The organism is Microcoleus sp. PH2017_34_RAT_O_A (assembly GCF_020737885.1).
Taxonomy (GTDB): Bacteria; Cyanobacteriota; Cyanobacteriia; order Cyanobacteriales; family Microcoleaceae; genus Microcoleus.
On the sequence record NZ_JAEQDD010000018.1, the window covers coordinates 31255 to 56064 of the forward strand.

General features: G+C 44.4%; 20 protein-coding genes. 15 read left to right on the forward strand and 5 right to left on the reverse strand.

The window, feature by feature from the left end; genetic code table 11:
* The first annotated feature begins 183 nt into the window (after positions 1–183).
* The 6 genes from JGK11_RS08965 to JGK11_RS08990 all read left to right on the forward strand — a co-directional run bounded on the left by JGK11_RS08965 (position 184) and on the right by JGK11_RS08990 (position 6576).
* The gene (locus JGK11_RS08965) at positions 184–396 is read left to right on the forward strand and encodes a hypothetical protein (RefSeq protein ID WP_293178072.1); all 213 of its coding nucleotides are present in this window, start codon (positions 184–186) and stop codon (positions 394–396) included.
* Between the two features lie 89 nt (positions 397–485).
* On the forward strand, positions 486–833 hold the full coding sequence (locus tag JGK11_RS08970; protein ID WP_293178075.1) for an NINE protein: 348 nt from the start codon (positions 486–488) through the stop codon (positions 831–833).
* 256 nt (positions 834–1089) lie between these two features.
* A complete protein-coding gene (locus JGK11_RS08975) occupies positions 1090–1794 on the forward strand; it encodes a helix-hairpin-helix domain-containing protein (protein WP_293211311.1) in 705 nt (234 codons plus the stop codon).
* A 217-nt stretch (positions 1795–2011) separates the two neighbouring features.
* Positions 2012–2482, forward strand: coding sequence for a DUF29 domain-containing protein (locus JGK11_RS08980; protein WP_293211313.1), 471 nt, complete (start codon positions 2012–2014; stop codon positions 2480–2482).
* 197 nt (positions 2483–2679) lie between these two features.
* A complete protein-coding gene (gene chlG / locus JGK11_RS08985; protein ID WP_293211316.1) occupies positions 2680–3690 on the forward strand; it encodes a chlorophyll synthase ChlG in 1011 nt (336 codons plus the stop codon).
* 156 nt (positions 3691–3846) lie between these two features.
* Positions 3847–6576 carry a penicillin-binding protein 1A gene (locus tag JGK11_RS08990; RefSeq protein WP_293211318.1) on the forward strand — a complete coding sequence of 910 codons (2730 nt, stop codon included), beginning with the start codon at positions 3847–3849 and terminating at the stop codon, positions 6574–6576.
* Between the two features lie 217 nt (positions 6577–6793).
* On the opposite strand, the gene JGK11_RS08995 is transcribed toward JGK11_RS08990, so the two are convergent.
* Complete coding sequence (locus JGK11_RS08995) at positions 6794–8134, reverse strand: 16S rRNA (cytosine(967)-C(5))-methyltransferase (RefSeq protein ID WP_293211320.1); 1341 nt, start codon at positions 8132–8134, stop codon at positions 6794–6796.
* Between the two features lie 167 nt (positions 8135–8301).
* Between JGK11_RS08995 and JGK11_RS09000 the strand changes: the two genes are divergently transcribed.
* Positions 8302–9045, forward strand: coding sequence for a Uma2 family endonuclease (locus JGK11_RS09000; RefSeq protein ID WP_293211322.1), 744 nt, complete (start codon positions 8302–8304; stop codon positions 9043–9045).
* Positions 9046–9077: 32 nt separating this feature from the next.
* Here the strand turns inward: JGK11_RS09000 and JGK11_RS09005 are convergent, their stop codons facing one another.
* Positions 9078–9773, reverse strand: coding sequence for a Uma2 family endonuclease (locus JGK11_RS09005; protein ID WP_293211324.1), 696 nt, complete (start codon positions 9771–9773; stop codon positions 9078–9080).
* Between the two features lie 234 nt (positions 9774–10007).
* Positions 10008–15308, reverse strand: a complete 5301-nt coding sequence (locus tag JGK11_RS09010; RefSeq protein WP_293211326.1) for a tetratricopeptide repeat protein — start codon at positions 15306–15308, stop codon at positions 10008–10010.
* Positions 15309–15740: 432 nt separating this feature from the next.
* Between JGK11_RS09010 and JGK11_RS09015 the strand changes: the two genes are divergently transcribed.
* A complete protein-coding gene (locus JGK11_RS09015; protein WP_293211328.1) occupies positions 15741–16010 on the forward strand; it encodes a hypothetical protein in 270 nt (89 codons plus the stop codon).
* 193 nt (positions 16011–16203) lie between these two features.
* Positions 16204–16908, forward strand: coding sequence for a hypothetical protein (locus JGK11_RS09020; protein ID WP_293211330.1), 705 nt, complete (start codon positions 16204–16206; stop codon positions 16906–16908).
* 803 nt (positions 16909–17711) lie between these two features.
* Here JGK11_RS09020 and JGK11_RS09025 read toward each other — a convergent pair.
* Positions 17712–18143, reverse strand: coding sequence for an NADAR family protein (locus JGK11_RS09025; RefSeq protein WP_293211332.1), 432 nt, complete (start codon positions 18141–18143; stop codon positions 17712–17714).
* Positions 18144–18191: 48 nt separating this feature from the next.
* Positions 18192–18905 carry a hypothetical protein gene (locus JGK11_RS09030; RefSeq protein ID WP_293178099.1) on the reverse strand — a complete coding sequence of 238 codons (714 nt, stop codon included), beginning with the start codon at positions 18903–18905 and terminating at the stop codon, positions 18192–18194.
* A gap of 121 nt (positions 18906–19026) precedes the next feature.
* Between JGK11_RS09030 and JGK11_RS09035 the strand changes: the two genes are divergently transcribed.
* From JGK11_RS09035 to JGK11_RS09060, 6 genes are all read left to right on the forward strand, one after another.
* Positions 19027–20106 (forward strand): dipeptide epimerase, encoded by a 1080-nt coding sequence (locus JGK11_RS09035; RefSeq protein WP_293211334.1) that lies wholly within the window; start codon positions 19027–19029, stop codon positions 20104–20106.
* Positions 20107–20351: 245 nt separating this feature from the next.
* Entirely contained in the window at positions 20352–21116 is a 765-nt protein-coding gene (locus tag JGK11_RS09040; RefSeq protein WP_293192987.1) for a Uma2 family endonuclease, read from the forward strand.
* A 485-nt stretch (positions 21117–21601) separates the two neighbouring features.
* Entirely contained in the window at positions 21602–22651 is a 1050-nt protein-coding gene (locus tag JGK11_RS09045) for a DUF1611 domain-containing protein (RefSeq protein ID WP_293192973.1), read from the forward strand.
* Positions 22652–22694: 43 nt separating this feature from the next.
* A complete protein-coding gene (locus tag JGK11_RS09050; protein ID WP_293192971.1) occupies positions 22695–23330 on the forward strand; it encodes a type I restriction endonuclease in 636 nt (211 codons plus the stop codon).
* Complete coding sequence (locus JGK11_RS09055; protein ID WP_293192968.1) at positions 23327–23794, forward strand: GNAT family N-acetyltransferase; 468 nt, start codon at positions 23327–23329, stop codon at positions 23792–23794. The genes JGK11_RS09050 and JGK11_RS09055 overlap by 4 nt, the downstream gene beginning before the upstream one ends.
* 336 nt (positions 23795–24130) lie before the next feature.
* A complete protein-coding gene (locus JGK11_RS09060) occupies positions 24131–24352 on the forward strand; it encodes a hypothetical protein (protein ID WP_293178115.1) in 222 nt (73 codons plus the stop codon).
* Positions 24353–24810 lie beyond the last annotated feature (458 nt).

Below are 24810 nucleotides of genomic sequence, written 5' to 3' on the forward strand. Positions count from 1 at the left end.
CTGCTGAGGTGGAATTTGGCGATCGCCCGGTCGCTGACTTTAACGGAAAAACTTGCTTTAACATTGAAGTAATATCTTGTAGGTCGATCGATGCAAGGTTAGCCCGGGCGATCGCACCCAACCGAGCGTGACCATTCTGCTAATTTTTATGTTAAATTTAAGTAAGGATGAGGTTTCAAACCAATGAGCAATTTCAACAGCCACAAGTTAGAGAGAACGCCAAGTTGGATGCGTTTCGCACCCTACGCAGCCCTAGGCATTTTAATATTTTCTGTCAATTCCGGTAGCGAACTCAATTATTTCTTGAGAGGCTACTCAGTCATTCTACAGGCTCAAGCCGGTATAGTTCTGCTGTATTTTGCGATGTCCAAGTTTCGCAAAAACCCAAATAAATGAGTAAAAATTAGAATTAGTAATATTGCTTGCCTCGATCGCATTCGTTGTCTATCGCGTTCGTTAAAATAAAAAACTGGGGAAAGGGAAAAATGGTAAAAGATAAAACCGTAGCAGTTGTGTTAGCTTTCTTTATCGGAGGTTTCGGAGGCCACAAATTTTATTTGGGCAACAATGTAGCAGGAGTATTCTATTTGCTCTTTTCGTGGACATTAATTCCCTCACTGATCGCATTTTTCGATTTCATCGGGCTGCTGCTGATGTCGGAACCAGCTTTTAATGCACAGTACAATGGCGGAATGTTGCCGTCTGGGTATGCCCTCAGAGGAGCAAAAGATGTCACAGGGGCGATCGCAGAATTGAAAGGACTTTACGATATGGGCGCAATTACCGCCGAAGAATATGAAGAAAAACGCCAAAAACTGCTGCGGGAATTGTAGTTAAGAAGGAAGAAGGAAGAAGGAAGAAGGAAGAAGGGAAGCCACTATCAAAAGGCTGGGATTTACACAAGAGTCAAATATAAACCAATACGCTTCAGTTAAGCCCGGAGATCCCCCCTAACCCCCCTTGCAAAGGGGGGGACAAGATATTCTCTTTCGTCCCCCTTCTTAAGGGGGATTTAGGGGGATCTCCGGGGAAGAAACATTTTTAAGTGAACCGTATTGAAATCTAAAGTCGAGCGAGGATAGAACTAAAGTGTCTCAAGATTTATACTGGCTGCGTCAAACTCCAAACTGGGTGTGGTATTCTTTTATTCCGTATTTTGGCGGATTGGCGATCGCCTATGCAGGCCAAAAAACAAATATTCGCAGTTGGATGGGATGGGGTGTTTGCTTTACTTTAGCAGCACTAGCGCTATCTTCTTCAGCTAATTTCGGCACCCTCGTTTGGATAGCTCAAATTGTCACAGCCTTTGCTTTGAAAAAGCGCTATCTGATCAAAACCGCACCCAGAGGCTTGCTGGTTCCTGCAACTGCGACAAATGCCGAAGAACTAGCCAACGTGCGCGGCAAAATAGATATTAACGAGTGTACCAAAGATGATATGGTCAGAATCTTGGGTTTGCCGATCGTCTACGCTAACGATATTGAATCTTTGCAAAACGAAGGCTACCTTTTTACCCACGCCGAAGAGTTATCGGAAATCGCCGGAGTTCCCGAAAGTCACGTCAGACGCATCGCCCCGATGATTTGCTTTAGCTACAATTATCAAAAAGAATCGCAGTTTACTTGGAAACGGTTAAATGTTCTTTCGCCGTCAGAGTTGATCGAAAGCGGTTTAGATGGGGTTGTGGCTGAAAAAATAGTTAGAGAAAGGCAAAGCAAAGGCGCGTACAAATCAGTTGTTGATGTCAAGCGGCGGACGGGACTGCCTTTTGATTCCTACCGCCATATTTGTTGATTTGTTAATTGGTAGTTGTTAAGCTGTTGTGGATTTAATTTTTATTTTGAGGGCGGGCGAGAAGCCCACCCCACAAGAGTTTGATGCACGCAGACCTCAGAAACCCGGTTTCTGACTAGATTTCTTGTGACTCGACCCAAAACTCGTAGAAACCGGGTTTCTTGCTCCCCATGCGTCAGCAATGAAAGTGTCCAAATTGTTGAATTAGGAACAGCTTATGACAACAAAATTAGAAGTTGACCGACATAAATTGTATGATACCGATTACCTCAGATGGATTGAAACCACTGTGGAAAAGTTGCGGGCTCGCGACTACTCAAATATCGATTGGGAAAACTTGATTGAAGAAATAGAAGACATGGGCCGAAGTGAACGCAGGAGTTTGGAAAGTAATCTTGTGGTAATTATCCTGCACTTGCTGAAGTGGCAATTTCAACCCGATCGCAGAAGCGGTAGTTGGAAAGCTAGCATTGCTGAACACCGTAGACGTATTCGCAAAGCTGTGAAAGATTCCCCCAGTCTAAGACCATATCTGGAAGAGGTGTTAGCTGAATGTTATGCGGATGCAGTAGAACAAGCAAGTGCTGAAACTGGGTTGTCGATAGAGACGTTTCCGCAATTGTCCGTTTATACTTCTACTGAGGTTCTAGATTCCAACTTTTTGCCCGATGAAATAATCTCAAAGTAGCATCGTCTGAAAACCCGATCGCCAGATCGTAATTAATCCCATATCAAAAAATATAATACCCAGATTTCCGACAACTTCTCCCAAGTCAGGGATCTAAAAAATTGTGGACTAGACAATGCTTGGAATATTGGTGCTATTCTACAGAATTATTAAAATGCAAAACGACACAACAGCAGATTACCCCTAAAATCACACTTATGTCTGACTCTCCTCCATCCCAAACTCCCCCAGAAACCGCAGCAGACAGTCCTCAAGTAGACAGCCGCAGTGCCAAAACTCGGCAAATGTTGGGTATGAAAGGGGCTGCTAGCGGGGAAACTTCCATCTGGAAGATTCGCTTGCAACTGATGAAACCGATTACCTGGATTCCCCTGATGTGGGGCGTGGTGTGCGGGGCGGCTTCTTCGGGAAACTATGTTTGGAATTTAGAGAATTTTGCGATCGCCTCCGCTTGTATGTTGATGTCAGGGCCTTTGCTGGCTGGCTACACTCAAACTTTGAACGATTTTTACGATCGCGACATCGACGCCATTAACGAACCCTACCGCCCGATTCCCTCCGGTATCATCTCGATTCCCCAAGTAGTTACCCAAATTTTGGTATTATTAGCCGCAGGCATTGCGGTAGCCTATGCTCTAGACTTGTGGGCGGGTCATGAATTCCCCATCATGACTGTTTTGACTCTCGGCGGTGCATTTTTGGCTTACATCTACTCTGCACCACCGCTGAAACTCAAGCAGAATGGCTGGTTGGGAAATTATGCCCTAGGTGCTAGCTACATTGCTCTGCCTTGGTGGGCAGGTCAAGCTTTGTTTGGTACACTAGATCCCACCATTATGGTTTTGACGCTGTTTTACAGTTTGGCAGGACTGGGAATTGCGATCGTAAATGATTTCAAAAGTGTCGAGGGCGATCGCCAATTAGGGTTAAAATCTTTGCCAGTGATGTTTGGCATCGGCACCGCAGCCTGGATTTGCGTGTTGATGATCGACATATTTCAAGCAGGCATTGCAGGCTACCTGATCGGCATTCACCAAAACCTTTACGCTGTCATTCTCCTGCTGTTGATCGTTCCCCAAATCACTTTTCAGGATATGTACTTTTTGCGTAATCCCCTGGAAAATGATGTTAAATATCAGGCAAGTGCTCAGCCTTTCCTGGTACTGGGTATGCTGGTAGCGGGTTTGGCACTGGGCCATGCTGGTTGAGAAAAATTTTGAGTTGGCAATTTTGAGTTAAATATTTTTAACCAAAAATAAACAACTCAAGATTATGCACAGTTTTCTTGAAGAAAAAATGTCAAATTAAAAATTAAAAATTGAAGGGGGTTAGCCTTTTTAATTTTTAATTTTTAATTTAAATTGATGAGGTTTGAAGGTCTGAACGTGTCAGAATTTTTCTCAAATATCAAGGATAAATTGAGTAAAGTCACTAAGGGAGTAGGCGATAATTCCGATCTAGAATCGCCAAATGCTGCCAATAGCACCGGGCTAAACTCATCGCAATCCCCGCCTGAATTGTCGGGGCGGATAACTGGTGAGCGATCGGAGTATGTGATATCAGAAGATGCTGAACCTCCAGAAGAGTCAGAATTAGCATCAGAATATTCCTACTCAGAACAGGATGAATTTCCCATAGTCAAGCGCGATTGGGAAGGATTGAGGCGCTTAATCGTTTGGTTGGAAATTGAACCTCAAGTTAGCAGCTTGCAAGAAAAAGGCAAGAGATTGTTGGGGCCGGGCTTGAGTTTGCTGGGAAATAAATTACCAGAACAATCTCATAGTAGCGAGTTGCCGGAAAATAGCGCACCGCCAAATACCGAACTGCAAATAAATACCGAACTACAGGAAAATAGCGCACCGCCGAATACCGAACTGCAAATAAATACCGAACTACAGGAAAGTATTGCACCGCCGAACACCAAACTGCAAATAAATACCGAAGTACAGGAAAATAGCGCACCGCTAAATACCGAACTGCAAATAAATACCGAACTACAGGAAAGTATTGTACCGCCGGAAGATAGCGCACCGCAGAAAAATACTAAAAAACGGCTCTCCAGGCGCCCTAAATTTTGGATAGGTTTAGGTGTTCTCAGTATAGGAAGTGGCGCTTTAATCTACGGTTTGTGGATTTTATACACCTTAGACAAAGGTTTGCCGGATGTTAACGATTTGTCGGCTTTTAACCGCGACGGGACGCTGACAATTAAGGCGGCTGACAATACGATTTTGTTGCAGTCGGGGCCGGCAACTAGAGATAAGCTGAAACTTAAGGAAATTCCCGAACTGTTGACTAAAGCTTTTATTGCGATAGAAGACCGCCGTTTTTACGAACATCGCGGGGTGGATTATCAAGGTATTGTGCGATCGATCGCTTCTAATGTGATAGCCAGAGATTTGGTGCAGGGCGGCAGTACAATTACCCAACAATTGGCCCGCGTGGTTTTTCTCAATCAGGAAAGAAGCCTTAAGCGGAAGGTTCGGGAAGCTCTTTTAGCTCAAAAAATAGAGCGGGAGTTGACTAAAGAACAAGTCTTAGAAAGATATTTAAATCTGGTTTATTTGGGTTCAGATGCTTACGGAGTGGCGGATGCGGCTTGGGTTTTCTTTAGCAAACCCGTCGATAAATTAACTTTGGCAGAGATGGCAACTTTGGCGGGTTTGCCGCCTGCCCCGAGCGAATATTCGCCTTTAGTTAATCCGAATATTGCTAAGCAACGTCGCAATATTGTGCTGCAACAAATGCAGGAAGCGAAGGTAATTACAGAGGCCCAGGCGAAGGAAGCCCAGGCGGAACCGATAAAAGTGAAACAAAGTCAGCCGAAACGATTTAAAGTAGTCGCGCCTTATTTTGCTAGTTACATTCGCAAGGAATTGCCGCGCTATGTTTCTAAGGATGCTTTGGAATCTGGTGGTTTGACTGTCGAGACGACGGTGGATTTGAAGTGGCAGAAAATAGCGGAACAAGTTATTAAAGATGCGATCGATGTTGATGGCCGCCGTCAGGGTTTTGAACAGGCGGCTTTGGTTTCAATAGAAGCTAAAACTGGGGAAGTTAAGGCCCTGGTAGGTGGCGGAAGTTTTAAAGACAGTCAGTTTAATCGGGCTACGCAGGCTTTGCGGCAGCCCGGATCGACTTTTAAGGGGTTGGTTTATGCGGCGGCTATGGGGGCGGGTTTTTCGCCTTACGACAGCTATGAAGATGCGCCAATTATTATCGACGGCTATCAACCGAATAATTACGGGAAAAAGTTTAGCGGTTGGCGATCGATCTCTGATGCTTTGACGAGTTCGGTAAATGTCGTAGCTGTCAGAGTGTTGATGGATGTCGGGTTTGAACCGGCGATTAAATTAGCCCACGATATGGGAATTAAGTCTAAATTAAGTCCGATTTATTCCCTAGCTTTGGGCTCGTCTGAGGTTAATTTGCTGGAATTAACTAATGCTTACGGTACTTTAGCGTCGGAAGGTAATTTTATTGAAGCCCACGGAATTACTAAGGTGATCGATCAGCGGGGAGATGTGATTTATAAGGCTGATTTTAAACCGAAGCGGGTTTTGGATAAGGATAGTGCGGCAATTACTACTTGGATGTTGGAGGGTGTGGTGACTGGTGGTACGGGCGGGCCTGCTTCTTTGGGCGATCGGGCTGTGGCTGGTAAAACTGGCACTTCGGAAAAGGTGCGGGATTTGTGGTTTATCGGTTACATTCCGCAGGTAGTAACTGGGGTTTGGTTAGGGAATGATGACAATTATCCGACGGGGGGAACTAGCGGTACTGCTGCTTACAATTGGCGCGATTTTATGAGTAAAGCTGTGAAGGGAATGCCGGTGCAGGAGTTTCCCAAGTTGCCTAAGTTGGAGGGCCGCAAAGGCAGTATTAAGGCGAAACCCGTCGAACCGAAGGAGATTATTCGAGGGATGATTATGAATGACGATGGTGCGATCGTCCCTTACAATCCCAATCCCGAACCGAAGCATCGCGAACCAGCTTATCAAGAACCAGCTTACCAAGAACCAGCTTACAAAGAGCCGGCTTATCAAGAACCAGCTTATCAAGAACCAGAGCGTTATCAAGAACCGAGATATTAAGCAATAATTACAAGCAATTGCGATGTGTAGGGGCAGGTTCACCAATAATCCTTAATGAGTACCAACAATTGAAATAAACCTGCCCCCACCCAACCAACAATTTAAATGTACATTGGATTGATTGCAAGAATTGGAATTGGGAATTTTTAACCGCAGATTATGGCAGATTAACACGGATTAACGCAGATGTATTTGCGGACTTCAATCCGATCGCAATTTAATCTCGTTTCAGCCGCACCATAAAAAAGCCATCCATTTGATGCTTGTGCGGCCAAACTTTGACCCATCCTTCTGGTGATGGCTGGACTGGTAAATCAATGGTTGGCGGTTCGATTTGCCAGTCAGGATTGCTATCTAAGAACGATCGCACAACCTGTTCATTTTCCAAAGGATGAATCGTGCAAGTTGCGTAAACTAAGACGCCGCCGGACTTGACAAATGTCGCTGCATTTGCTAGTAATTCCGATTGCAGTTGCGATTGTTGTTGAATATTTTCGGGAGTGTGTCGCCAGCGGGCGTCGGCGCGGCGGTGGAGGGTTCCGAGGCCGGAACAAGGTGCGTCTAATAATACTCTGTCTGCTAGGTTGATAAATTCTGGGAAGTGGCGGCTGTCTCCGGTATGAATTTTAATAGATTTCATCTGGAGTCGATCGGCATTTTCAGCAAGTTTTTTGAGTCGGCTAGCGGTTTTGTCGCAGGCGTAAATAGTACCTGTATCCTGCATTAATTCAGCGCTGTGGGTGGTTTTCCCTCCCGGTGCAGCGCAGGCATCGATGATGGTTTCCCCCGGTTGCGGATCGAGTAAATGGGTGACTAATTGAGCGCTACTATCTTGAATTGTCCACCAACCTTCGCTATATCCGGGGAGATTTTGAATTGCGCCGGTGCTGCCATTTAGTCTTAATGCTTGGGGTAAATGGGGGATTCTGCTGGTTGAGATGTTCTGGGCTTGGAAGGCACTCTCGATTTGGGCGATCGAGCTTTTTAAGGGATTGATTCTCAGGTCAATTGTGGGAGATTGGTTGAACCATTCGCAGAGTTGTTCTGTTTCGGTTTCGCCTATTTGTTCGTTCCACAATTCTACTAGCCAGTCGGGGAAGCTGTGGAGAATTCCGAGGCGTTGGACTGATGATTTATAGTTAGTAACTGTTAATGGGTTTAAGTCGGTTTCTGTTAAACGGATATATTGCCGCAGCAAGCCGTTGACAAAACTGCTGAGTCCTGATAATTTGTTTTCTTTTGCTAGTTGAACGGTGGTGTTGACGGCGGCGGAGGGGGGAATGTGGTTGAGATATTGGAGTTGATATAAGCCTAAATGTAGGATTGTACGTAGATCGGGCGGTTGTTGGGAGGCTTTTTTGGTGGCTAGTTTGTCGATGATGAAGTCGATCGCGCGCATTCTCCTGACACTACCATAGACTAATTCTGTGACTAAACGGCGATCGAGGTCGTTGAGTTGGGAATTGCGAAAAGTGCGATCGAGGGCGGCGTCTGCGAATGCACCGCGACGGTGGACTTCGCGGAGTGCGAGAAAGGCTATTTGGCGGGGATTTTGCATGGCTGGTTGGTTATATGTCAAGTTATTATAGGTTGTCTGAGGATTGAAAGCATTGTTTTCACAAGATGAAATATGAAACTAAGTTGATGTTAAGTGTATAATATAAATAACTGCTTATTTATTTGACTATTTCGAGTTTCTCTACCTGTACTAAAAGGTGATTTCTGATGACTCAAATATCTGTAAAAAGTACAAAAAATATTGAGATACCAACTCCTGCTGAAGACGATGCGAGTATTCTGCCGCTCGAAAATGGCGATCGGCTTTCACAACCTGAATTTCACGATCGCTATCTCGCCATGCCGCACGTCAAGAAAGCCGAATTAATTGAAGGAATTGTGTATATGCCATCCCCAGTACGTCACAGAAGCCACGGTAAACCCCATGCTGCGATTACCGGATGGTTGTTGAATTACCAAGTGGCAACACCAGGGGTCGATTTAGGGATTGAAACTACTGTATTCTTAGATTTAGAAAATGAACCGCAGCCCGATGCTTTGCTGCGAATTGAGAATGGAGGAAATTCGCGAATTACTGATGATGATTACGTGCAAGGTGCGCCGGAATTGATTGTAGAAATAGCTGCGAGTACAGCATCTAAGGATTTGCATGATAAGAAAAATGCTTATCGGCGAAATGGGGTGCAGGAGTATATGGTTTGGCAGATTAACAAACAACGTTTGCATTGGTTTAGATTGGAAAAAGGCAAGTATATTTCTATCCCACCGGATGAGAATGGTGTTATTTGCAGTATAGTTTTTCCGGGTTTGTGGTTGGCTGTACCGGCTTTGTTGTCGGGAAATTTGGCGCAGGTGATGGCGGTTTTGCAGGAGGGGATTAATTCGTCGGAACACGCGGAGTTTGTTGGGATTTTGTCTGGAGAGTCGGGAAAGGGCGATTGCAATCAGTAGAGACGCGGTTTCAACCGCCCGGTTTTCTTTGTTCAAATTTCGTCGGGATTGATGCCCATTTCTCGCAATTTGTCGGAAAGGCGATCGGCTTTTTGTTGTACTAACTCTTTCTCCTGTCGTTCTTGTTCCATTTGTTGCTGTGCTAATTCTTTTTGTCTCGACAACTCCACATAAGACAAAAACTTCTGTCCATCAGGGCGATAAATTTCCAAGTCTCCCGATGCAGTTTGAAAACGTATCTGCAAACGCGGACTCACCCAACCATCCATTAATTCAATATAGTTGAGTTTTCCGTCACTTCTCACCCAACCTATTAACTTCTCATCCTTTAAATCGTAGAAATAGCATTCTTCAACTCCATAATCTTCGTAAAACTTAAACATCTTAAATATTTCTCCCAGTCTGTTTCCCGGCGATAGGATTTCAAAGACAACTTGCGGGGCGATATTATCTTCAAGCCACTGTTGGTAGGAACCTCTGTAACCTTTGGGTCTGCCAAACACTACCATCGTATCAGGTGCTTGGCGAGTTTTGTTGTCTCCTTCGACGGGATACCACAGCAAATCACCTGCTACAAAGACATTTTCGTTGTCTTTGTATAAGGCATCTATTCCACCTTGAATGGTGACAATTAATTCAAACTGTTGGGTATTGTCTGACATGGGTTTGCCGTCGCTGTCGGGGTAGATGATTTGTGGTGAGGTTTTAGTTGGAATTGTTGCTGTCATGGGGATGAGTCCTTTGCTAGTAAAAGTATGTCATTGCGAGCGTCTTAGCGAAGCAATCGCAAGGGTTATGATAGCTTTAAATTCTGTGACATGATAACGTTTATTTGCCCATACCTACTTATCATCAATTTATATTTTACTCTATTTTCTAAGGCAATACGTTTTGAGAAAAACGTATTTTAACCGTTCCATCTTCAACCTGCGGAGGCAGGTTTTGCTTGTATAGACGCGGTTTCAACCGCCGAGTCTTTCTGACACCAATGGTTCTAATAAATTGCGTTCTTCAATGGGAAGTTCTAGCAAAACTCGTCTGTCGCCCTTGGTGTCCTTATAGCGGACAGCCGCATTCAGCAGGCGCATGGGAATTTGGAATTGTTCGTAGTTGCTGGTTTGTTCTTGCCACAATTCTAACCAAGTGCGGGCGGCTTTGTCGCTGACCATTTCTGACATTAGCGCGGGGATATTTCGCACGATTCCCTGTCCTAAGATTGAGAGATATTTGTGTTTTTCGTAAAGTTCGATTAGGCTGGCGATGCGAGCTTTCCAGATTGCTACATCCTTGTTGGCGAAGAGGTTGAAGAAAATTAGTTTAACATCATTTAGGCTGGCGATCCGATTCTGACCTGTCGCTAGATTCTTTTTGGCGAAGAGGTTGCTGATAATTAATATTGTATTGTCTTCATCAGCTTCGCTATCAAGTTTAAGTCGTTGAAAGGCATCCTCTAAGGCGGTAATTCCTTCATCCCAACGATTCAAATCAAGAAGGAAAATAGCGCGTTTGAAGAAAACAGATAAATCTCGACAACCTAGTTTTATGGCTGTGTCATAAGATGCTAATGCTTCGCTGTAGCGATCGAGATGATCCAGAACCCAGCCTCGCTCGAACCAAGCATCTGTATAATCAGGGTCAATATCGATCGCTTTGTCATAAGATGCTAAGGCTTCTTCATAGCGATTGAGAGAAAATAGCAACCAACTTCTGTTCACCCAAACTAATTTTTCATTGGAGTCAATCTCGATCGCTTTATCATAGGATGCTAAAGCTTCTTCATAACGTTTTAGGTGGTTAAGTACAATTCCTCGATTGTTCCAAACCAACGCATAATTGAATTCAAGCTCGATCGCTTTGTCGCAGGATGCTAAGGCTTCTTCATAGCGTTCGAGCTTACCGAGTACATAGCCTCGAAGATGCCAAATGCTCGCATGATGGGGTTCAAGCTCGATCGCTTTGTCGCAGGATACTAAGGCTTCTTCATAGCGTTCGAGGTTGTTAAGTAGACCACCTCGGCTGTTCCAAACCGACAAATTATTAGGTTCAAGTTCGATCGCTTTGTCGTAAGATGCTAAGGCTTCTTCATGGCGTTCAAAGTTGTTGAGCAGATCGCCTCGCAGCTCCCAAATGCTCGCATGATTGGGTTCAATTTCGATCGCTTTTTCGCAGGATGCTAAGGCTTCTTCGTAGCGATCGAGCATACCGAGTACAAAAGCTCGGTTAACCCAAACCCAGTTATAACTTGGTTCAAGCTCGCTCGCTTTGTCGTAAGATGCTAAGGCTTCTTCGTAGCGTTTGAGGCTGTTGAGTACATGGCCTCGTCGAATATACCAAACGCTCGCACGATCGGATTCAAGATCGATCGTTTTGTCCCAAGATGCTAAGGCTTCTTCATAGCGTTTGAGGCTGTTGAGTACATCGCTTCGGAAAATCCAAGCTGACAAATTATTGGGTTCAAGCTCGATCGCTTTTTCGCAGGATGCTAAGGCTTCTTCATCGCGTTCAAGATTGTTGAGTGCATAGCCTCGCAGATGCCAAATGTTCGCAAGATTAGGATCAAGCTCGATCGTTTTGTCATAAGATGCTAAGGCTTCTTCATAGCGTTCAAGGTTGTTGAGTACATAGCTTCGGAAAGCCCAACCAGACAAATTATTGGGTTCAAGCTCGATAGCTTTATCATAGGATGCTAAAGCTTCATCGTAACGTTTTATTTTTTTTAATACATTACCTCGACTGTTCCAAACGAACGCATAATTGAGGTCAAGAGCGATCGCTTTGTTGTAAGATATTAAGGCTTCTTCATACCGTTCGAGGTTGTCGAGTATATCGCCTCGACTATCCCAAACTAACGCATAATTAGGATCAAAGTCGATGGCTTTGTCGTAAGATGCTAAGGCTTCTTCATACAGTTCTAGGCTATTAAGTACATCACCTCGGTTAACCCAGACTAACGCATCATTAGGGTCAAGGTCGATCTCTTTGTCATAAGATGCTAAGGCTTCTTCATAGCGTTCGAGACTTTTGAGTACATTGCCTCGAAGATACCAAATGTTCGCACGATCTGGGTCAAGCTCAATCCCTCTGTCATAGGATGCTAAGGCTGCTTCATAGCGTTCGACACAGTTGAGTACATAGCCTCGACTGCTCCAAACCCACAAATTATTGGGTTCAAGTTCGATCGCCCTATCAAATGATGCTAAAGCTTCTTCATAGCGTTCGAGACGGTTGAGTACATAGCCTCGAATATGCCAAATACTCGCATCATTGGGTTCAAGCTCGATCGCTTTGTTATAGGCTTCTAAAGCTTCTTCATAGCGTTCGAGACGGTTGAGTACATGACCGCAAGTATACCAAATGCTCCATTCATTGGGTTCAAGTTCGATCGCTTTTTTATAGGATCCTAAAGCTTCATCGTAATGTTCGAGGCTGTTAAGTACATGACCCCGAATAAACCAAATGCTCCATTCATTTGGTTTAAGCTCGATCGTTTTGTCGTAAGCTGCTAAAGCTTCATCGTAACGTTCAAGGTCGTTAAGTAAACTGCCTCGGCTACTCCAGAACAACACATTATTGGGGTCAAGTTCAATGGCTTTGTCATAGGATGCTAAAGCTTCTTCATAGCATTCGAGGTTTTCAAGTACACTACCACGACGGTTCCAAGCCGACGCATTATTAGAGTCAAGTTCGATCGCTTTATTGCATGATGCTAAGGCTTCTTCGTAGCGTTCGAGGTTTTCAAGTACATCGCCTAGGCTCTCCCAAACCGACGCATAATTAGGGTCAAGTTCGATCGTTTTTTTATAGGATGCTAAAGCTTCATCGTAATGTTCGATGTTGTTGAGTACCTTGCCTCGACTCTCCCAAACTGACCCATTATTAGGATCAAGTTCGATCGCTTTATTGCAGGATGCTAAAGCTTCTTCATAGCGTCCGAGGCAGTTGAGTATATAACTTCGTATAACCCAAATAATTGCATGATTGGGATCGACCTCGATCGCTTTGTCCCAAGATGCTAAAGCTTCTTCAAAGCGTCCGAGGTAGCTGAATACATAGCCTCGACTGTTCCAAATCCACGCATTATTGGGTTCAAGCTCAATCGCTTTGTCCAAAGATGCTAAGGCTTCTTCATACCGTTCAAGGTTGCTGAGTAGATGACCCCGAAGATACCAACTGCTCGCACCATCGGACTCAAGCTCGATCGCTTTGTCGTAAGATGCTAAGGCTTCTTCGTCGCGTTTAAGGTTGCCTAGTACATTGCCTCGAAGATGCCAAATACTCGCATGATTGGGGTCAAGGTCGATCGCTTTGTCGCAGGATGCTAAAGCTTCTCCATAACATTCAAGATTATTGAGTACATAGCCTCGACCATACCAAAGACTCGCATGATTGGACTCAATCTCGATCGCTTTGTCGCAGGATGCTAAGGCTTCTTCATAGCGTCCGAGGTTGTTGAGTACAGAGCCTCGAAAATGCCAAACGTTCGCATAATTGAATTCAAGCTCGATCATTTTATCGTAAGATACTAAGGCTTCTTCGTAGCGTTTAAGGCACTTAAGTACATGACTTCGAGCATACCAAAGGCTCGGACTATTGGGTTCAATCTCGATCGTTTTGTTGAATGATGTTAAAGCTTCTTCGTAGCGTTCGAGTTTGTAGAATACACCGCCTTGCATCATCCAAGCTTGCCAATCTTTGGGTTCTAGGTCAATCGCTCTATCAAAGGATTCTAATGCTTCATCATAGCGTTCGAGATTGTGCAAGCAATTTGCTTTTTCCAACCAGTCCTGTGCCTGACCGCGAATTACCACCAGTTTATTTGCTAGATTCAAAATAGAAACATAGTCCTTCTTCTCCTTGCAATTTTCAATTTCCTGCACGCAAGCTGCTACTCGAAGGTTTTCATAATCATCTGTTTCCCTTGCCTGAAGTGCACGCAGTAGATATTCTCGCTCAAATACAGCATTAGGCGGTAGTGTTTCCAGACTTATATGATACTTCAAATGACTTTTTTCAGAGCTATTATAAAGTTGCTCTTTCCCGAGTGCAGTAAATCTTACCCCCAAGCGCTCCAATCGCTGTTTTAACTCTTGTGGAGTGTACCACAGTCGCAAAAAATCCACAATCAAACTAATCGGCCCGCCCCGATACTTCTTCACATCCATGCAAAAGCGCATCAGCACTTCTTTAATTTCATAATACGACTCGCGCCCACTCGACTCACTCGTTACATAACCCATTCCCGACAGTTGCTTAAGTTGGCTGGATGCTGTCTGATGCGTTATAAAACAGCGTTGGGCAATCTCTTTAACCATGACAGCCCCGCGCCGATCGCACAAAAATTCAACTATCTTGCGTTGCTGTGGCGAAAGCCATGCCATCCGCGCCTGATAGTACGGTGTCAATTCATCCAGAGTTTGCAAAAATGATTTCACCAGTTGATCGAGCGAATCGCGAGTTAGAAATTCCGCAAAAATCATATAAACTCGGTGGTTGCCGCCAGCCAATTGATGGATTGCTTCAATTCGAGAACGTCCGGTTGGTGTTTCTATGAATAATTCTAGTTCTTTGTTGCCCTCTAATTTAGCGATATTTTTCAACAAGCAGACAACTTCATCTAAATTTAGCTTTTCTAAAGAGTGGAGATTGAAAAAATGGTAGAAGGGCGCTTTTTTATTATCAATTCCTTTGAATGAATGCTGCGAGGTTGCAAAAATCGTACAGAAATGATAACTTTCTAAATAGTCTCGAAATTGCTGCTGCCCGCTGTCGCCCAACCCTTCAAACAAATCATCCAGGTTTTCTGCAAGTAAAAGCAGAGTGCGATCGCCCACAAAATCTTTCAGCAATTCTGCTGCTATTTGTTGAGCGGTATCAGCCGATTCACTGTAAAGCGCTTCAACCCGATCGCAAAGTTGAGCATTGTATTGGCCCGGATATTCTTTTTGGAGCGATCGCAAAATTCGCAGCAGCAAATCGAGAAACGACGTGACGCCCCACTCTTCCTCCCGCAACCAAGCAATCAGCACTTTTTCCCGCAAATCCTCCATTTTGGAGACGCGGTGATACATGAGCGAGACTAAGTGCGTCTTCCCAATACCTCGCATCCCGATCGACAGGTGATGCTGCTCGCTCTGCTTGAGGATGCTCTGGCGGATTGACTCGACTAGCTCGGAAGCCAAATCATGACGCTGCACCAACATCTCCTCTAAATCTTCGTGCTTCATCAGACTCGGCGTGAAGCGAGAGAGAAGTGTACCTTTCATACTGTCAACCTCCTGGATAATAACTGGTTCCCAAGAAGAGCCTGGGAACGAGAAATTTTTGTTGATACGTTTTCCATGAAATGCTTCTTATACAGTCCTGGACGCACGAGTGGTCAGAAACCGGGTTTTTTACCGAATCTTCGGGCTACAACCAAGGATTTTCGTAAAAAAACCCGGTTTCTCGGGCCCCATGCCTAAGTCCTATTATACAAGGCTTTTTGGGTTAATACGTCTAATTTACCATAGGTTTAAAGAAAGTACGTTATTTCTATTGTATATTTCTAAAAGCAGTGTTAAACTGCCTTTAACAAGCAAACAAGCGCCCCTAGGTGGTACTAGAGACGCTTTCGATCGCTTGTTTTGACGAGGCACTGGCTGCAACCAGTAGCACAAGAAATGTAGTTTTTGGTCTATTTAGACCGAGGAATTCTCATGACTAATTATAACAGCGAACAGCTCAATCTGTTCACCCAGCCGATCGCAGTTTTGGTGGAAATTGACTGCACTGTTGAACGTGCCGCCGAATTAGTACAACGCTCAAAAAGCTCAATCTACGAGCCGCTCAGGAAAAATAAACCGTATCTGCGGAAGGTTGCCACAGGTACGTGGCAAATTTCCCATACAGGAAAAAAAGATGGCTCAATTCTTGTGAATGTTGCCTTCATTTTTTCTCCAAAAGATGAGTATTGGAGACTTACTTAAACCCAAACCTCAAGGCTGCGTTAGTCCAAGCTTAACGCAGCCTTCTGCCTCACTTGTTGGGAATCGAGGCAGAGCCGAGGGATCTACCTCCCCAGGCAGAGCCGGAGAACGAGAAAAAAGGATATAAAAATCTGCAAAATCTTCTTGACGTTTTGTTACAATACGCAAAACTTGATATTTTAAACTATACGGAATGACCTTCTTCAACCCCTGTGAACCTCTAATCCGCTCCAAACAAGAACATCTCGACGTACAAGATCTCGCTGGCCTCTTGCGCCTCCGCTGGCAAGTCGGAAATATTACTCTTTTCTCAGGATTTTATACCCGCATTGACCAAACTTTTCTGCTTTGGGCTTTGGTGACGGCGGGGATTTTTTTCACGGCTCAGTTTGTCCCGCTTAGTTGGAGCTTTCAGGCGATTCTGTGGTCAACAGTGACTCTAATTGGCACTGGGGTAATGGCGGTTTTGACTTTGTTTTGGGTAAAGGTTGAGCGGGTTAGCTGGATTCTTTACTCTTGGGCGATTTTGATGATTTCTGGTTTGATTTTGACGGATTGCAGTATTTTTGCGGGTTGGGGATTTTGGTTGCTGCATCTGTGCGATTTGTGGTTGGGGTTGAGCGCGATCGGCTATTTTTGTACTGGACTCGGTTTGCGATCGCGCACTTTTATCCTCATCGGGCTAACTCATTTATTTAGCATACCTCTATTAACATTCGTTGCCCCTTGGCAATATCTAACCACAGGGATAATTATGGCGGGATGTTTGCTGTTACTCTCAGAGTTGCAGTGGGATATGCGATCGCCGATCGACAATACGTTGCTGTGCGAAGAACAAAAAGAATTCAACCGAATTCAACAGCAACGGCGGCAGTTGGGCGCGAATGCAGCCAAATAACTCAAAAATCTTAACAGTCCGCAATCTTATAATTCGCTGAAAACTCACTTAAGCTGCGATCCCCGAACCTAAGTCTGAGAGAGGATTCCAAAAGTGCGATCGATCTCTTAATCAAAACAAAAACAGCATCTTTTAGATCGAAAAAGTGTAAAGAATTCTGTACAACAGGTCACAATTTAGAGAAATCGCAGAGAATAGAAACATACAGCATAAATAAAAAATAAACCTTAACCAGAACAGGAGTTTTGTTGTTTTACCTGTGAATCGCCAACCTAAGGAGAACGGTGTCCGGGAGGCGACTGGCGAAAAATGCTGTACTTACCACGATAAAAGTTAATTCTGGTTGACAGTAGTTGTCAAAACCAAAAAGTGGTGCAGGGTTTTTACCGTTTCCCCTGCTTTGCAGTCTCTGAGGAGAGGCTAAACCCTCTACTAGAACAGCCTGAGGAGATTGGCACACAATTTGACAGGTGGTCAGGCGGATGTTTGAGTTACCTTGTTTAATAAAATTGAGGAAATGCTCGCTTAGCAGCATTGCAGGACTTAGGATTAAATAAGTCCTGCTTTATCATAGGTTCGTAGTAAGGACTTTAGTCCTCCCTCTTGAATTTAGAAAGAAAGGACTGAAGTCCTGACTACAAACTTGTAGGTTATGTTTTACTCGCTACGTGGATTTTCGCAAAAGGGTGCATCTGGTTTTGGAAGAGGGCGAAGCATGACCGTATATAAGTTATTAGTTCTAATCTCATATTGACTGCGGTCATGCTTCGCCCCTACAGATATATTTGTCAAACCCAGATACACTATCGCAAAATTTCTCGCACTTCCATTAAAATCTGTCCCAACATATTTTTGCCACTGCCATCTTTCCCACAACCCCAATAGTAATCTCCAGGTGCGTTTTCGACTATTTCTTCATCCCCGGTAGCGAGTAAAATTTCGCGGATATCGGCATGAGTTTCAAATTTGCGTAATACGCATTTTCGCATGATATCATCTTTGACTTGTTCCCAATCTTGGCGCAGGGGACGAGAGCGTTCGCGCCCCATTTTTGCTGCATCTTTCGGCGTTTTTGCTTGGCGAATTTGCTCGCAGTGTTCCGTTTTGGGAAACTTTTGTGCTTGAAAATAATGTTCGGTAGTCGGCCAGTATTCTCCGTCTAACTTGAATCCGTGACGGGAAAAGTTAGAGAAACTACCGTATTCGCTGCGAGTGCTGTAAAAGTAGATAGTCATAATCTCTCCGATTTCAACCGCCATAATAACTTGGGTCTACGGCCAGCTTTACCTATCTTGATTCTCCACTATCTTAAACTGCAAATCAATATTTTCAAGATGGGAACCAATGTAAGACAACAAAGCGTAGATAAATACAATCGTTCCCACCATTTCCAAAATTTCCTCAACCGAAGCCAGCAAACCGTAGATCAAAGTTCGCTGACCTACCGCATCTGCATAATAACCGCAAACCATTTCCATGCCAAGCGCTCCACCTACATATATACTGCCTGCGAGTAGAAATAAATCCCTGGTTTTTCGGGGTAAGTGCCAGAGAAACTTGAGATAAGTCAGCCCAGTAACTGCAACAAAAATCGCCCCCGGAATTACCCAAATGAAGTAAAAAAATCCCCCTAAATTCAGTGACTCTCGCAAGTCGTTAATAATTAATATTTCATGCAGGCTCAAGATTTCATCTAAAGAGAATAATACAAAGATGAACCCTAGTGCCTTCCAATGCCGAAAATATCGATCGCCCTGCTTCTGCTTGGCAGCAGCAATAATACCTAGCAAAATCCCGCAAAACAGTAAAGTAAATGACGAGTACCACGAGGGATAATTTATTTCTCTGTCTAAATTAAACAAATGAATCCAGCGTTCGCGATAGTTAAAACCGTAGCGCAGAACTTGTACGGTGAAACCAGCAACAGCAAAGAAGAGCACCCAAATGCTAAGAGAGAAGGCAACTCTCTTTGGCGAAACAGAAATAATGAATTTCATCGACTTTTTGGTAAACTAGAACAAGCAAAATAAAACTATAAAGTAAAAAATAAAAAATGCAAACATCCGCGCTATCCGTCTCTGCTGATTGTTCTGTATAAAAAAATACTAATAACTGAAAATGCGCGTTCAAATTCAAACCTTCACTGTCCGCAAGCGGTTTGCACTTACCATCAGCCGCGGTACAACAGCCCAAAGTACCAATTTGTGGGTAAAATTAACACACGAAGGTATCGAAGGTTGGGGAGAAGCATCGCCCTTTTCCACAGGTTCTAAGCCCCAAACTACCGAGAGTCTGCTAGCAGCATTGCAGGAAGTTGCACCGCTACTAGAAAAGTTTACTCCGTGCGATCGCCAAAAAGTCGAACAAATTTTCACAGAAGTCGAGTTACCCTCGGCCGCCCGCGCCGGCATCGACATGGCAATGCACGACTGGCTGGGCAAAAAAGCAGGCTTCCCGCTGTGGAAAATGTGGGGATTAGATCGATCGCGCATTGTCCCCACATCAGTCACCATCGGCATAAATTCGCCGAGGAGTGCGAGAGACAGAGTGCGCGATTGGTTTGGCAAAGATGGGACAAATCCCGCCAGCATCAAATACCGCGCTGTCAAAATCAAGTTGGGAAATCCCGCAGGAATTGAAGCCGACAAAGCTATGTTAATCGCAGTATTAGACGAAGCACCACCCAACATTCAAATTAGTGTTGATGCTAACGGCGGTTGGAGTTTAAAAGAAGCAGTAGAAATGTGTCGCTGGCTGGAAAAATATAACATAAATTATGTCGAACAACCGCTATCACCAGTCGCGGATATGGCTGAATTCTCGGAACTTTACCGTCAATCGCCCTTGCCAATTTTTGCTGATGAAAGTTGCTTTAATAGTTCTGATATACCCAAGTTAGCACAGTGCGTCCACGGCATCAATATCAAAATGATGAAATCCGGCGGATTGAGCGAAGCTATGCGGATGATTCACACAGCCAAAGCCTGCAATCTGCAAGTGATGTTCGGCTGCTATTCCGATAGTGCGATCGCAAATACCGCAGCAGCACAACTTTCTCCCCTCGCTGATTACTTGGATTTGGACAGTCACTTGAATTTACTAGACGATCCTTTCAGCGGCGCAGTCGTTGAAAATGGGTGTTTGCTGCCAAATGGGCGATCGGGATTGGGAGTGCAGCGAATTGACCTTGTAGAATAGAAATATCGTTAAACAGTTGACAGTTGACAGTTGACAGTTGACAGTTGTAGCGTGCGTCGCCACCAACCATCACAAATAAAAATCGACCATTGATGAGCGACGCACCTTACTTACAGTTGACAGTTGATAGAGGAAGCACGAGGTTTTCAGGATGGGGATTTACAGCCAACCCTAAAAATATTCCACCTAAAGACGAGCGTTTTAAAACCATGAATTTCGATCAAAACAAATCTGGAGATACTATGATGCCAGTAGAATCAATAGGACAGGGAATTGATAGAGAAGCCAAGCTTTTTTTTGAAGAACACAAGCCGCCCACTGATTTAATCTTTGATGATGGTGCAGAAATGGAAAGCAACCGCCACCGCATAGCAATGACCGTTTTAATCCGTTCGGCAGAACAAGGTTTAGCTAACCGGAACGATTTTTTTGTCGGTGGCAATATGTTTATCTACTTCAGTGCCCAACAGGTTCGCAATCGGGATTATCGAGGCCCAGATTTTTTCGCTGTGTTGGGTGTTGACGGCAATACTTCCCGACAAGGCTGGGTAGTTTGGGATGAAAACGGACGTTACCCGGATATCATTGTGGAACTGCTTTCACCATCAACGGCTAATGAGGATATAGGCAAAAAAAAGGATATTTACGAGCAGGTTTTCAGAACACCTGATTATTTTGTATTCGATCCTTTCGATGCGAATTCTTTGCAGGGATGGCGTTTAGATAACAATCAACGCTATCAGCCGTTAGTCCCCGACGATCGGGGTTGGCTGTGGAGCCAAAGTTTGGGCTTTTGGTTGGGGACTTGGGACGGAATTGTCGATCGAGAAACAGCAACTTGGGTGCGTTTCTACGACGAATCTGGCAATCTAATTCTGTTACCTGAGGAAGCTGCTCAACAACAAGCAGAAGCTGCTCAACAACAAGCAGAAGCTGCTCAACAGCGAGCCTCGCGACTAGAAGCCAGATTGCGAGAATTGGGAGAAGATCCGAATGCTTTGAACCAGTAATCGCCAATCAGAAACCCGGTTTCTTCCTAGATTTATCGTTACTAAACGCAAAATTCTAAGAAACCGGGTTTCTAGCCCCCGTCGCCCGGATATGTAATCCGTGAAACTGTCCGCAGTGTTGATATAATGTCCGGTAAATTAACCACAATACTTGTAGGAGCGGGTTTCACCAACAATCTTTGATTCACATCCACAATATCGGGAGTATCTCAGTTTTGCAAGAATCATTTTTTTAAGAGCGGACTGAAGTCCGTACTACGAACCTTTTTTGAGCGGAACGAATCATTTTTTTAAGAGCGGACTGAAGTCCGTACTACGAATCCGTACTACGAACCTTTTTTGAGCGGAATGAATCATTTTTTTAAGAGCGGACTGAAGTCCGTACTACGAACCTTTTTTGAGCGGAACACTGTAAATGCAAAAATGAGATGCTCCCACAATCTCTATAAACACGCCCTCACTCACGAGGCGACTACACTGAATCAATGACTGAAAACTATCCTATCAAAAATGGCAAAGTTGCTATCTTGCTGCACGAGGGAATTCTCGGCACTTCCGGCAAAACAGGCTTAGCATTTTTGCGCTACAGTGAAGCACAAATTGTAGCAGTAATTGACCGCCAATGTCCGGGAAAATCTTTATCTGAATTAACTGGTATTCCTCAACAATTACCGATCGTTGCTTCCGTTGCAGAAGCACTGCAATTTGCGCCGGATATTCTGCTAATTGGTATTGCTCCATCCGGCGGTGTTTTGCCGCCGGAATGGCTGCCAGAAATTAATCAAGCGGTAGCAGCAGGTTTGTCGGTTGTCAACGGTTTGCACGCGAAACTTGCACCTTTGATAACGGTTCCGTTAACCGAAAATCAATGGATTTGGGACGTGCGTCAGGAACCGAAGTCTGTTGGGGCGATCGCCTCTGCCGCCGCTGCTAAATTAAGCTGTCGCCGCGTGTTAACTGTCGGTACAGATATGAGCGTTGGCAAAATGTCAACCAGTTTGGAACTCAATCGCACTTGTTTGCAGCGGGGTTGGCGTTCCAAATTTTTAGCAACCGGACAAACGGGTTTAATGATCGGAAATGAAGGCCTTGCATTGGATGCAGTTCGAGTTGATTTCGCCGCCGGTGCTGTCGAACAAATGGTATTGAAATTAGGTTCTGACTGCGATATTCTGCACGTAGAAGGGCAAGGTTCGCTATTGCATCCGGGTTCGACGGCGACTCTGCCGCTGTTGCGGGGCGCGCAGCCAACTCACTTAATTTTAGCGCACCGAGCCGGACAAATTCACATTCGCAATCACCCGCACGTATCGATTCCGAGTTTGTTGAAAGTGGTTGAATTGTACGAAATGGTGGCCCCTGCTGCGGGTGCTTTTGTTGGGGCAAAAGTCAGTGCTATCGCTCTCAATACTCATCACTTAACTGATGCAGAAGCGCTGTTAGCAATAGCAGGAATTCAAGCAGAAACGCGATTGCCTTGTACCGATCCGGTGCGGTTTGGCGCTGACGTGTTGCTGGGGGCGATCGCCAATTGATATGCTACAATAAGTTACAAATAGCTCTGAGCTACAGAAAACTATGACACAAAGCATTCAAGCAAAAGCACTGACACTCGGTGATGTCCAAACAAAATTTAATCTACAGTTGTCTGAAGACGAGCAATTTTTCCGAGAATGGATTGATGATTTGCCAGAAATTAGTGAGGTCGAAAAGCGATCGCTCGACAAGGTAAAAGCAGGCTATATCAATAGTACCTCATACCCTTTCCTAGAAGATACTGTAAAAATGGTGGTACTAGCTCCTTTGCTATTTGTAGCAGATTTTTTCCTAACTCCCTTTCACATAGAATGTGAAAAATCTGTTGAACTGATTGTCGAAGATGAAGATATAATTGTTAGGGGCAGCATAGATGTCCTATTATTGCTGCAATCTTTTTGGGTTGTGGCGATCGAAGCCAAGCGATCCCAATATTCCGTTGAAGCTGGACTTCCTCAATTGCTATTTTATATGCTGAATGACCCAAATTCAGAACAACCAACGTTTGGGCTGCTGACTAATGGCAGCAGTTTCCGATTCATTAAAGTGACTAAACAAGATACACCGCAGTATGCTTTATCTAAGTTGTTTGATATTCAGAATCCCGGCAACGAACTTTACGAAGTTTTTCGCATTTTCAAACGAATCGCTGCTGTAGTTTCCAGCTATAACTCATGATTGCAAGTTCTGTTTCCTTACCATCTGGATGCACAATCCGCCAAGCGTCGGAGCGAGATATCAAATCAATTAGAATGTTAGTTTGGAGTGCGAAACTCGATCCGACTCAGTTGCGCTGGGAGCAATTCTGGGTGATCGAATGTGAGGGGAAATTGGCTGCTTGCGGACAATTGCGGAAGTTTACGGGCGCGGAAGAGTTGGGTAGTTTGGTGGTGGCGAAGGATTGGCGCGATCGCGGTTTGGGCATTTACCTGACAAAACATTTAATTCAACAGGCTACAGAACCGCTATATTTAGAATGTTTGGGAAAGCGGCTCGCATCATTTTATACCCGCTTTGGCTTCGTAGAAGTTTCCGTGCAAGATTTGCCGCAGTCCCTGAAATTCAAGTTCGGTTTGTCTCAGTTAGGTAAAACTTTATTCAGACTTCCGGTAACAATTATGCAGTATCAAGCAGGTTCTTGATAATTATGACTTTTATGAATTTGAGATTCTGAATTTATGAATTGATTTTAAGTTCGATCTGTTCAATAATTGGGATTACAGGCTCGGTTCGTAGTGAGGACTTCAGTCCTCATCAGATGAGAGAGGACTGAAGTCCTCACTACGAACTTAAAATCGGTTCGTAGTGAGGACTTCAGTCCTCATCAGACGAGAGAGGACTGAAGTCCTCACTACGAACCTCTGACTCACGCACTAGATATGTATGGATGTTCCGGATTGCCCGATCGACTTTGCGTAAACTCAGGATTCACAGCCTGCGGTAGTCCAGTTGCCTAAATTGGCACAGCTACCAGTCAGATGAGTAGGCTGAAACTATTGATAAATCGTTGTTTGCAGGCTGACGAGTGTCCTGTGCCAGTACCAGACGATAAAAGTGTCAGGGCGATCGCACCAAACACATTCGATTCCTGGGAAATTAGTAAGTGTCAAGCAAACGAGTCACAGCCCAATCACAAAAAAGCAACCCCAAAAATAAAACATCTTCACAGCAGCAGTAATGCGGAATCAGCCAATCCCTAGTGTAGATAACCACATCTACCCTTGAGGTAAATCCCACCCACGGCTCAACCACTAAATCGTTAATTCAATACCTCGGAATTACCGAAGTTAAACTCCCGCAACCGCTTCTCAAATCCCTTCTAAATTTCAAAAATTCTTGGGCTTCGATCCGGATAAAAGAAGGAAAGACAAGAACAATGAAATATCAGGACAATCAATCAATCTCAACCGAGGAAATGCAGCCTCTCAAATAGCATAAAGCGACAATTACACATCCATATATTGTAACACAACAGGAGTAAATATTATGTTCAACGTAGTAAAAGCTTTCGGCTCTATCTTCTCCACTCAAGGATACAGCACAGCCAACAATCTGTTAATCAAAAATTACGTCAACACCAACTTTAACTATTTCAACGAAGAAGCAGTCGTCGATGAATCGATTTACCCGAATCAAACAGGTCGCGTCCGCTTCCAAG

Coding starts and splice junctions, on each gene's coding strand:
- JGK11_RS09045 (WP_293192973.1), top strand. CDS start 21,602: ATGACTGAAAACTATCCTATCAAAAATGGCAAAGTTGCTATCTTGCTG.
- JGK11_RS09035 (WP_293211334.1), top strand. CDS start 19,027: ATGCGCGTTCAAATTCAAACCTTCACTGTCCGCAAGCGGTTTGCACTT.
- JGK11_RS08970 (WP_293178075.1), top strand. CDS start 486: ATGGTAAAAGATAAAACCGTAGCAGTTGTGTTAGCTTTCTTTATCGGA.
- JGK11_RS09055 (WP_293192968.1), top strand. CDS start 23,327: ATGATTGCAAGTTCTGTTTCCTTACCATCTGGATGCACAATCCGCCAA.
- JGK11_RS09025 (WP_293211332.1), bottom strand. CDS start 18,143: ATGACTATCTACTTTTACAGCACTCGCAGCGAATACGGTAGTTTCTCT.
- JGK11_RS08995 (WP_293211320.1), bottom strand. CDS start 8,134: ATGCAAAATCCCCGCCAAATAGCCTTTCTCGCACTCCGCGAAGTCCAC.
- JGK11_RS08980 (WP_293211313.1), top strand. CDS start 2,012: ATGACAACAAAATTAGAAGTTGACCGACATAAATTGTATGATACCGAT.
- JGK11_RS09050 (WP_293192971.1), top strand. CDS start 22,695: ATGACACAAAGCATTCAAGCAAAAGCACTGACACTCGGTGATGTCCAA.
- JGK11_RS09020 (WP_293211330.1), top strand. CDS start 16,204: ATGACCTTCTTCAACCCCTGTGAACCTCTAATCCGCTCCAAACAAGAA.
- JGK11_RS09000 (WP_293211322.1), top strand. CDS start 8,302: ATGACTCAAATATCTGTAAAAAGTACAAAAAATATTGAGATACCAACT.
- JGK11_RS09060 (WP_293178115.1), top strand. CDS start 24,131: ATGAGTAGGCTGAAACTATTGATAAATCGTTGTTTGCAGGCTGACGAG.
- JGK11_RS08965 (WP_293178072.1), top strand. CDS start 184: ATGAGCAATTTCAACAGCCACAAGTTAGAGAGAACGCCAAGTTGGATG.
- JGK11_RS09030 (WP_293178099.1), bottom strand. CDS start 18,905: ATGAAATTCATTATTTCTGTTTCGCCAAAGAGAGTTGCCTTCTCTCTT.
- JGK11_RS09005 (WP_293211324.1), bottom strand. CDS start 9,773: ATGACAGCAACAATTCCAACTAAAACCTCACCACAAATCATCTACCCC.
- JGK11_RS09040 (WP_293192987.1), top strand. CDS start 20,352: ATGCCAGTAGAATCAATAGGACAGGGAATTGATAGAGAAGCCAAGCTT.
- JGK11_RS09015 (WP_293211328.1), top strand. CDS start 15,741: ATGACTAATTATAACAGCGAACAGCTCAATCTGTTCACCCAGCCGATC.
- JGK11_RS08990 (WP_293211318.1), top strand. CDS start 3,847: ATGAGGTTTGAAGGTCTGAACGTGTCAGAATTTTTCTCAAATATCAAG.
- chlG (WP_293211316.1), top strand. CDS start 2,680: ATGTCTGACTCTCCTCCATCCCAAACTCCCCCAGAAACCGCAGCAGAC.
- JGK11_RS09010 (WP_293211326.1), bottom strand. CDS start 15,308: ATGAAAGGTACACTTCTCTCTCGCTTCACGCCGAGTCTGATGAAGCAC.